Annotated in this window: 10 protein-coding genes and 1 riboswitch; of the genes, 3 read left to right on the top strand and 7 right to left on the bottom strand. The window is 71.0% G+C overall.

Annotated elements, in window-relative coordinates; genetic code table 11:
• The coding region (locus tag ACFCV8_RS33780) for an SGNH/GDSL hydrolase family protein (protein WP_376689327.1) at positions 1–1,101 on the top strand (1,101 nt) is incomplete at its 5' end.
• 31 nt (positions 1,102–1,132) lie between these two features.
• Here ACFCV8_RS33780 and ACFCV8_RS33775 read toward each other — a convergent pair.
• From ACFCV8_RS33775 to ACFCV8_RS33760, 4 genes are all read right to left on the bottom strand, one after another.
• Positions 1,133–1,828: a DUF1707 domain-containing protein gene (locus tag ACFCV8_RS33775; RefSeq protein WP_376689329.1), complete on the bottom strand. Its 696-nt coding sequence runs from the start codon at positions 1,826–1,828 to the stop codon at positions 1,133–1,135.
• Positions 1,829–1,944: 116 nt separating this feature from the next.
• Positions 1,945–2,988 (bottom strand): ATP-binding cassette domain-containing protein, encoded by a 1,044-nt coding sequence (locus tag ACFCV8_RS33770; RefSeq protein WP_376689328.1) that lies wholly within the window; start codon positions 2,986–2,988, stop codon positions 1,945–1,947.
• 65 nt (positions 2,989–3,053) lie between these two features.
• Positions 3,054–3,950 carry an ABC transporter permease gene (locus ACFCV8_RS33765; RefSeq protein WP_376689326.1) on the bottom strand — a complete coding sequence of 299 codons (897 nt, stop codon included), beginning with the start codon at positions 3,948–3,950 and terminating at the stop codon, positions 3,054–3,056.
• Entirely contained in the window at positions 3,943–4,743 is an 801-nt protein-coding gene (locus ACFCV8_RS33760; protein WP_376689325.1) for an ABC transporter permease, read from the bottom strand. The genes ACFCV8_RS33765 and ACFCV8_RS33760 overlap by 8 nt, the downstream gene beginning before the upstream one ends.
• Before the next feature lie 182 nt (positions 4,744–4,925).
• On the opposite strand from ACFCV8_RS33760, the gene ACFCV8_RS33755 reads away from it, so the two are divergent.
• On the top strand, positions 4,926–7,454 hold the full coding sequence (locus ACFCV8_RS33755; RefSeq protein WP_376689324.1) for a transglycosylase domain-containing protein: 2,529 nt from the start codon (positions 4,926–4,928) through the stop codon (positions 7,452–7,454).
• On the opposite strand, the gene ACFCV8_RS33750 is transcribed toward ACFCV8_RS33755, so the two are convergent.
• The 3 genes from ACFCV8_RS33750 to ACFCV8_RS33740 form a co-directional block, all read right to left on the bottom strand.
• A complete protein-coding gene (locus tag ACFCV8_RS33750; RefSeq protein ID WP_366296287.1) occupies positions 7,448–7,768 on the bottom strand; it encodes a multidrug efflux SMR transporter in 321 nt (106 codons plus the stop codon). The two genes, ACFCV8_RS33755 and ACFCV8_RS33750, sit on opposite strands and share 7 nt — an antisense overlap.
• 39 nt (positions 7,769–7,807) lie before the next feature.
• A riboswitch (guanidine-III (ykkC-III) riboswitch) is annotated at positions 7,808–7,877 on the bottom strand.
• 98 nt (positions 7,878–7,975) lie between these two features.
• On the bottom strand, positions 7,976–8,314 hold the full coding sequence (locus ACFCV8_RS33745) for a co-chaperone GroES (protein ID WP_352273741.1): 339 nt from the start codon (positions 8,312–8,314) through the stop codon (positions 7,976–7,978).
• Between the two features lie 61 nt (positions 8,315–8,375).
• On the bottom strand, positions 8,376–8,696 hold the full coding sequence (locus ACFCV8_RS33740; protein ID WP_376689323.1) for a DUF3618 domain-containing protein: 321 nt from the start codon (positions 8,694–8,696) through the stop codon (positions 8,376–8,378).
• A gap of 131 nt (positions 8,697–8,827) precedes the next feature.
• Here ACFCV8_RS33740 and bcp point away from each other — a divergent pair, with 131 nt between their 5' ends.
• Positions 8,828–9,295 (top strand): thioredoxin-dependent thiol peroxidase, encoded by a 468-nt coding sequence (gene bcp, locus ACFCV8_RS33735; protein WP_376689322.1) that lies wholly within the window; start codon positions 8,828–8,830, stop codon positions 9,293–9,295.
• Positions 9,296–9,345: the final 50 nt, after the last annotated feature.

Raw genomic sequence — 9,345 nt, 5'->3', positions numbered from 1 at the left:
GCCCGGACACCCGCCGCCCCCGCTCACACCACCGGCCTCTGGGCCGCCACCTGGACGGCCTCCCCCGTCACCGGGGTGGCCGACACCGCCTCCGGCAGCGCCCTGCACCTGCGCACCATCCGCGATGTCGTGCACACCAGCATCGGCGGTGACGCGGCCCGCATCACTCTTTCGAACCTTTTCGGCACACACCCGCTGGTCGTGGACCGGGCCGGAGTGGGCGGCCGACCCGCCACCTTCGCCGGCTCGCACACCGTGACCGTCCCGGTCGGCGGGCAGGCCGTCAGCGACCCCGTGCCCGGCGCCGTCGCCCCCGACGCCGACCTCGTGATCACCCTGCGCGTCCGCAGCCCCGAAGGGCCGGTCACCGTCCACGAGCACAGCCACCAGACCTCGTACCTGGACACCGCCTGGGGCACCCGGCGCACCGACGACTGGCGCTACCTCACCGCCGTCGACGTCCACACCCTCACCGCCGCCGGGACGATCGCCGTGATCGGCGACTCGCTCACCGCGGGCACCGGCTCCAGCCCCGACACCAACAGCCGCTGGCCCGACGTGCTCGCCGACCGGCTGGACGGCAGGTACGGGGTGGCCAACGCGGGCATCGCGGGCAACCGCGTCCTGCTCGACGGCACCGGCGTACGGGCCGTCGAGCGGTTCGAACGCGACGCGCTGGACGTCGCCGGGGTACGCACGGTCGTCATCGCGCTCGGCATCAACGACGTACAGCGCTCCCCGCAGGAGACCGACCCCAGGCACATCACGGACGCCCTGCGCTCCATGACCGAACGTGCCCACGCCCGCGGACTGCGGGTCGTCGGGGCGACCCTGATGCCGTTCGAGGGCTTCCGCACCTGGACCCCGGCCCACGACGCCGTACGGCAACGGGTCAACGAACTGATCCGGGCGGGCGGCATCTACGACGACGTCGTCGACTTCGACGCGGCCGCCCGCGACCCGCAGCGCCCGACCCGGCTCCGGCCGGAGTACGACAGCGGCGACCATCTCCATCTCAACGACACGGGCTACCGACGGCTGGGCTCGCTGGTGGACCCGGCCTCGCTGGAGCACGAGGAACCGATGTCCGACCAGCTCTGAACAGGAACGGGGAAAGAGGGGAGGCCCGGGGTCAGGAAGCGTCCGGGCCCTTCTCCAGGCGGCCGCGCTCCCGCCCGCCGTCCAGCCCCTTCGCCCGCTCCAGCTCCGCGTCCCGCAACCGCTGGCTCTCCGCCTTGCTCCGCTTGTGCTCCACACCGACGCCGCCCATCAGCGCGAACCCGGTGATCCGCACCCGCGGGGCGTCCGGCGACGGAATGCCCTCGTCCTTCGTGCGCTCCCCGAAACCGCCCATGATGCCGATGCCCCGGACATCGACGTTCAGCTCCGGCGGAACCGTCACCTGCATGCCACCCATGATCGTGATGCAGCGGATGACCACCTCGCGGTCCTCGAAGTTCGCCTCGCGCAGATCGATGTCACCGCCGCCCCACATCGCGAACGCGGTGAACTTCCGGGCCACCGTCCAGTTGCCCCGACGACCGAAGCCGCCCCAGAAGGCGAAGGCACCGCTCGACGTGGCGGGCCTGCCGATCCGGTCCGCCCACCGCTTCGCCGACCCGGTCCGCGCCGGAGCCGCACCCACCGGGGCCACCGCCGCTCCCGGCGCGGGCAGATCCCGCACCAGCGGCTCCAACTCCCCGTGCGTACGCGCCTTGTAGGTCGCGTCCAACCGCTGCTCGAACTCCTCCATCTCCAGCCTGCCCTCGGCAACCGCCTCGCGCAGGGTTTCCGCGACACGCTCGCGCTCGGCATCGGAGGCACGCATTTCCGGACTGTCACTCGTCATACCGCAAAGCCTATTGAACGCCCGCTCCCCGTCACAGTCGGCAGGCCTCGGGAAGCGCCGCCAAAAGGCCCCGGGAGGCCGCTGCCGACAAGGAGTCAGGAAGCGCCGGAGGCATACATCTTCGCGATCACCGTCTCGATGTCCGGCTCCCGCACCGACAGGTCGACCAGCGGATAGTCCGCGGCGATCCGGGCGACCAGCGCCGCCGCCGACTCCGCCGCCGGGAAGGCCAGCCACTGCCGCGGCCCCTCCACCTTCACCGTACGCACCGACGGCGCCGACTCCAGCCGGATCGGCGGCAGTTCGCGCTCCAGGTCCACCACCAGCATCCGCTCGCTCTCCCCCACCTCGTGCAGACCGGCCAGCGCCCCGTCGTACATCAGACGGCCGTGGTCGATCACCATCACCCGCGAGCAGAGCTGCTCGATGTCCGTCAGATCGTGGGTCGTCAGCAGTACGGTCGTGGCCCGCTCGGCGTTCAGGTCCCGCAGGAACCCGCGGACCTTCGCCTTGGAGACGACATCCAGGCCGATCGTCGGCTCGTCCAGGTACAGCACCTCGGGATCGTGCAGCAGCGCCGCCGCGATGTCACCGCGCATCCGCTGACCCAGCGACAGCTGCCGTACCGGAACCTCCAACAGCGCGGCCAGATCGAGGAGTTCGACGCACCGATCCAGATTCTCCCGGTAGCGGGCATCGGGAATCCGGTACATCCGGTGCATCAGCCGGTACGAGTCGCGCAGCGGCAGATCCCACCAGAGCGTGGTGCGCTGGCCGAACACCACACCGATCCGGTGCGCCAGCCGCGTACGCTCCCGGGACGGATCGATGCCCGCCACCCGCAGCCGGCCGCCGCTCGGGGTCAGGATGCCGGTCAGCATCTTGATCGTGGTCGACTTCCCGGCACCGTTCGGGCCGATGTAACCGACCATCTCGCCGCGCGCGACCCGGAAGCTGATCGAGTCGACCGCCCGCACCTGACGGCGTTCGCCGCGCAGGAATCCGGTCCTGCGGCGCACCTCGAAGACCTTCTCGACCTCGTCGAGCTCGATGAACCCGGGGTCGGCCGCGGCCCCCGGGCCCGCGCCCGTATCCGTACGCGTCGCCGTGCTCGTGCGCACATCCGTATCCGTATCCATGCTCGTACTCGTGTCCTTGCTCATGACGGCTGCTCCGCCTCCCTCGCCAGAGATCCGATAATCCGTCAGCTTCCGGTGCTGCGGTACGTGCGCAGGCCCGCGCGCCAGGCCAGGCCCGCCAGCAGACAGCACCCCGCCGCCACCACCGGGGACAGGAACCCCACCCAGCCCGGCAGCCCCAGCGGCAACGGGCGGCCCAGCACGTACAGCGCGGGCAGCCAGTTCACGAAGGCCAGCGGCACCACGAAGACCACTCCGCGCACCAGCTCCTTCGCGAAGATCGACGGCGGGTACTGGAGCAGGGTGTTCCCGCCGTACGTGAAGGAGTTCTGCACCTGGGACGCGTCGTTCGCGACGAACTGGAACGCCGCCCCGGCCACGAAGAGCGCACCGAAGATCCCCGCGCCGCCCAGCAGCATCAGCGGCACCGCCGCCGCCTTCGCCACCGTCCACTCGACGTCCACCGTCGCCAGCCCGTACCCCAGCACCAGCACCCCCTGCAGCACCCGCCCCAGCCTGCGCAGCGCGAACCGGTCCGCCGCGACCTGGGCGAGCACCGGCACCGGCCGCACCAGCAGGGTGTCCAGCGTGCCGTCGCGCACCCGCCGCCCCAGCCGGTCCATCGAGCCGAGCAGCAGGTCGGCGACACCGAAGGCGGTGCCCGAGACCCCGTACAGCAGGGCGATCTCGGACAGGCCGTAGCCGCCCAGCCGGTCCACGTGCGAGAACATCAGCAGGATCGTCACGAAGTCGAAGACGGTGGCCACGAAGTTGCCGAGCGTCACCATCACGAACGACGCCCGGTAGGCCATCGTCGAACGCAGCCACATCGCCACGATCAGCCCGTACGCCCGAAGGCCCTCGCCGAACCGCCGTGACCACCGCCGCTCCGCGAACACCTCCCGCGGCCGCTCCTCGGACCGGCCCCCGGCCGCCTCCACCGCACCGCCCGTGTCAGCCACCCTGGATCACCACCCTTCGCGTCGCCGCCGACTGCACCATCCGCCCCACCAGCAGCAGCGCCACCGCCCAGGCCGCCTGGAAGGCGTACGCCCGCGCCAGCTCCCACCCCGGGTACTTGCCGAGGAACACGTCGGCGGGCACCTGGAGCATCGAGGACCACGGCAGCAGCCGCGCCACGTCCCCCAGCAGACCGGGGAACAGCGTCAGCGGGAGCAGCATCCCGGAGAAGAACAGCCCGAGCAGCCAGGCGAACTGCGCCACTCCCGCCCCGTCCAGCAGCCAGAACGCGGAGAGCGCCACCAGATAGCGGATCGCGAAGCTGACCACCACGCCGAGCGCCACCGAGCCCAGGAAGGCCAGCCAGGTCCAGCCCGAGGAGGGCAGCGCCAGTTCGAAGGCGAACGAGCCCACCAGCATCGGCACGATGCCTCGGCCCAGCAGATGGAACGCGGCGCGGCCCAGGTCGCCCGCCAGCCACCAGAACTGGAGGTCGGCCGGCCGGTAGAGGTCGACCACCACGTCACCGGTACGGATGCGCTCGATCAGCTCCTCCTCGAAGCCGCCGCCCATCATGCAGCAGGTCATCAGCAGGGCCTGCCCCAGCCAGACGTAGCTGAGCGCCTGGGGCATGTCGTAACCGCCGAGCTGCGGGCGCTCGTCCCACAACGCCACGTACGTGTACGTCAGGATGAATCCGAAGACGGTGTTGGTGAACACCCCCGACGCCGTGGCGATCCGGTAGGTGGCGTGACGCCGGAACCCGCTCGCCGCCACCGCCGCGTAGAGCCGCACCGCATACACCCCCAGGGTTCGGGTGCCGCACGGCCGCGGGCACCAAAGCGCACGACCCTAGTCCGGCGGGACCGGCCGCCGCGAACGGTTTTCCGGCAACGGGAGCGAGGTCGATCCGGTGGTTATTCCCTAAAAAAGGGCAGTATGGGATAACTGACCGCAGTCGAGGAGTCTGCACGGACATGAGCGACGAGCCACAGCAGCCCGGCGAGGACGGCGACGGCCCCCAGGGCTGGGCCCCCAGACAGCGACCGGACACCCCCGGCAACGGCGGGACCGGCGGCGACAGCGGCACCGGCAGCGGCGATGACGGCGCCCAACCGGCCGAAGCGCCCGGAGCGGCGGCCGGAGCAGCCGGAACGGCCGGGAAGACCAGGCGCCCCAAGCGCACCGGATGGCGCCGCGCCGTACCCACCTGGCGGATGACCCTCGGCGGGCTCCTGGTCATCGCCGTACTCCTGATCGGCGGCTTCATCGCCGGTTACCAGCTCGTCGGCATCCCGGCGGCCAACTCCAGCGCCACCGCGCAGGCCAACGTGTACCTCTACAAGGACGGCAGCGTGATCGCCCGTTCGGGTGAGGTCAACCGGGAGAACGTCAACCTGGCGCAGGTGCCGCTCACCGTCCAGCACGCCGTCCTCGCCGCGGAGGACCGCGACTTCTACTCCGAACGGGCGGTCGACCTCAAGGCCATGGTCCGCGCGGCCTGGAACACCCTGACCGGCAAGGGCAGACAGGGCGGCTCGACCATCACCCAGCAGTACGTCAAGAACTACTACCTCGGCCAGGAACAGACCGTCGTCCGCAAGTTCAAGGAGTTCTTCATCGCGGTCAAGCTCAACCGCGAGCAGTCCAAGGACCAGATCCTCCAGGGCTACCTCAACACCAGCTACTTCGGCCGCAACGCCTACGGCATCCAGGCCGCCGCCCAGGCCTACTACTCCAAGGACATCGGCCGGATCACCACCGCCCAGGGCGCCTACCTCGCCTCCCTGCTCAACGCCCCCAGCGCCTACGACGTCGTCGTCCACCCCGAGAACAAGGCCGCCGCCGTCGGCCGGTGGAACTACGTACTGAACGGCATGGTCAAGGAGAAGTGGCTCGGCGCGGGCGAATGCGCCGCGATGACCTTCCCGGTCCCCGGCAAGGTCCACCCGCCCACCGGGCTCTCCGGCCAGCGCGGCTACCTCGTCCAGGCCGTCGACGACTACCTCACCGGCCACGGGATCATCGACGAGAACACCCTCGCCACCGGCGGCTACCGGATCACCACCACCCTGGAGAAGAAGAAGCAGAACGCCCTCGTCCGGGCCGTCGACGACAACGTGATGTCCCAGACCAGCCCGGACCGCCCCGCCGACCGCAACGTCCGCGTCGGCGGTGCCTCCATCGACCCCGGCACCGGCCGCGTCGTCGCCATGTACGGCGGCGTCGACTACACCAAGCAGTACGTCAACAACGCGACCCGCCGCGACTACCAGGTCGGCTCCACCTTCAAGCCCTTCGTCTTCACCTCCGCCGTCGCCCACCGCTCCACCACCCAGGACGGCCGCGCCATCACCCCTGGCACCGTGTACGACGGCACCAACAAGCGCATGGTCCAGGGCCCGAACGGCCCCACCGGGTACGCCCCTGCCAACGAGGACGACCGCAGCTACGGGCCCATCACCGTGTCCGAGGCCACCGACAAGTCCGTCAACGCCGTCTACGCCCAGATGGCCGAGGACGTCGGCCCCGAGAAGGTCCGGCAGACCGCCCTCGACCTCGGACTGCCCGGGAGCACCCCCGACCTCACCGCCACCCCCTCCATCGCCCTCGGCGTCGCCACCGCCAGCGTCCTCGACATGGCGGAGGCGTACGCCACCCTCGCCAACCACGGCCGGCACGGCTCGTACGTCCTGGTCGACCGGGTCAGCAAGGGCGGCGAGGACCTCGAGGTCCCCGACCGGAAACCCACCGCCCAGGCCGTCGACCGCGAGGCCGCCGACACCACGACCGCGATCCTCCGCAGCGTCATCGAGGGCGGCACCGGCACCGCCGCCCAGGCCGCCGGACGCCCCGCCGCCGGCAAGACCGGAACGGCCGAGGAGGACAGGGCCGCCTGGTTCGCCGGATACACCCCCGACCTCACCACCGTCATCGCCGTCATGGGCCAGGACCCCGAGACCGGCCGGCAGAAGCCGCTGTACGGGGCCCTCGGCCTCGCCCGTATCAACGGCGGCGGCGCCCCCGCGCAGATCTGGGGGCAGTACACCGAGGCCGCCCTGCGCGGAACCCCGGCCACCGGCTTCGACCTGGAGGCCGAGAAGGTCACCGGGGAGTCCACCCCGTCCACCGGGCAGTCCACCCCCGGCGGCACCACGAAACCCTCCGGACCCGCCTCCAGCACCGGGCCCGGCAGCACCGAGAGCTCCCCGCCCGAGGTCCCCTCACCCCCCGGCAGCGAGGAGCCGCCCACCGGCAGCACCGACACCGGCAACGGGAACGGCGGCGCCGCGGACAACGGCGGCACCCAGAACGGCGGGGCACAGAACGGCGGTGGCGAGAACGGCGGTGGCGCGGGCGGCACCGGCGGCGCGGGTGCGGGCGGCTACGGTTACGGACCCGGCGCCCGCCCCGGCGGCCGGGGCACCCCCGCCCCCGCTCCCGCTTCTGCTTCCGCTCTCGGAACCGGCCCCGGCCCCGGCCCCGGAACCGGCCCCGGTCAGTGACCCGAGGTCGCCTTCAGGCCCACGACGGCGACCAGCAGCAGACAGACGAAGAAGATCCGGGCGGCGGTCACCGGCTCGTTCAGCACCACCATGCCGAGCACCGCCGCACCGGCCGCACCGATCCCGACCCACACCCCGTAGGCCGTACCGATCGGCAGCGTCCTGGCCGCGTGGGACAGGAGCAGCATGCTCGCCACGATCCCGGCCCCCGTGAACACGCTCGGCCACAGCCGGGTGAACCCCTCGGTGTACTTCATCCCTATCGACCAGGCCACTTCGAGCAGACCGGCGACAACCAGCAGAACCCACGCCATGACGGCACCTCCGACGAGACAGAACACGCGAACAGAACGGGTGCGTCGTCTTTGCGGAACCCGGTACGGCGCGTCTCGTCGGGATGCCTCCACCTTAGCAAAGGGCATGCAAAGGACCTGGTGACACCGGTCACCAGGTCCATTCCGGGCCAGGGCCGGAGAACTACCGGCTCAAGGCCGGAGAACTACCGAGCCAAGATCGGGGAACTACAGATACAGCCCGGTCGAGTCCACCGAACCCTCGAACCGGTCCGCCGCCACCGCGTGCAGGTCGCGCTCCCTCATCAGCACGTACGCCACCCCGCGCACCTCGACCTCCGCACGGTCCTCGGGGTCGTACAGCACCCGGTCGCCCGGCTCCACCGTCCGCACGTTCTGACCTACCGCGACCACCACGGCCCAGGCCAGCCGACGGCCGACCGCGGCCGTCGCCGGAATCAGGATGCCGCCACCGGAACGCCGCTCGCCCTCGGGCGTATCGGTCCGGACCAGCACGCGGTCGTGCAGCATGCGGATGGGCAGCTTGTCGTCGGTGTTCTCGCTCACGCCCCGCAACCTACCTGCCCGGCGGCGCCCGCCGCCCTCCAGGGGTACGCGGGCCGCGGCATCAGCCCTTCCGGCGCCGCTTCGACGCCACGATCAGCCCCACGACGCCCACCGCGAGCAGCGCGGCCGGAACGACCCGCTCCAGCCGCGGGGCCCCGTCCTCGTCCACGAACTGCGCCCGCACGTCCGACACCGCCCGGTTCACCGCGACGAAAGCCCGCCCGGCCGTCCGGTCCACGGCCTCGACGGCCTTGGCCTTCATGTCTCCCATGATCGTATCGGGGTGCACCCGCACCCCGATCTCGTCGAGCACCACCGCCAGCTGCTCACGCCTGCTGATGATGTCCGCCTCGATCTGCGCAGGGGTTCTGGCATCCGACACTGCGCCGCCTCCGTGGTCCTCGTCCGGTAAACATCCTTCATCGACAGTCTGTCAGCTCGACCGTCCGCACACCCGGCGGCACCCCTATTACTCTCGGTCCCGTACATCCCACGCGCCCCCCGAGGAGAACCATGAGCGAGCGACTCCAGCCCGGCGACACCGCCCCCGCCTTCACCCTCCCCGACGCCGACGGCAACAAGATCTCGCTCGCCGACCACAAGGGCCGCAAGGTCATCGTCTACTTCTACCCGGCCGCCCTGACCCCCGGCTGCACCAAGCAGGCCTGCGACTTCACCGACAACCTGGACCTGCTCACCGGTGCCGGGTACGACGTCATCGGCGTCTCCCCCGACAAGCCGGAGAAGCTCGCCAAGTTCCGCGAGAAGGAGAACCTCAAGGTCACCCTGGTCGGCGACCCGTCCAAGGAGACCCTCGAGGCGTACGGCGCCTTCGGCGAGAAGAAGCTCTACGGCAAAACGGTGACGGGCGTCATCCGCTCCACGATCGTCGTCGACGAGGAGGGCAAGGTCGAACGCGCCCTCTACAACGTCCGCGCCACCGGCCACGTAGCCAAGATCATCAAGGACCTCGGCATCTGAGCCCGGCCCTTTCCCGGAATGCCCCGCGCCACTTCGGCCCCGCCCGAAGC

The sequence above is a fragment of the Streptomyces sp. NPDC056347 genome (assembly GCF_042262625.1).
Classification (GTDB): domain Bacteria; phylum Actinomycetota; class Actinomycetes; order Streptomycetales; family Streptomycetaceae; genus Streptomyces.
Note: the sequence above shows the minus strand (reverse complement) of the source record. Positions and strands in the feature narration are given on the sequence as shown.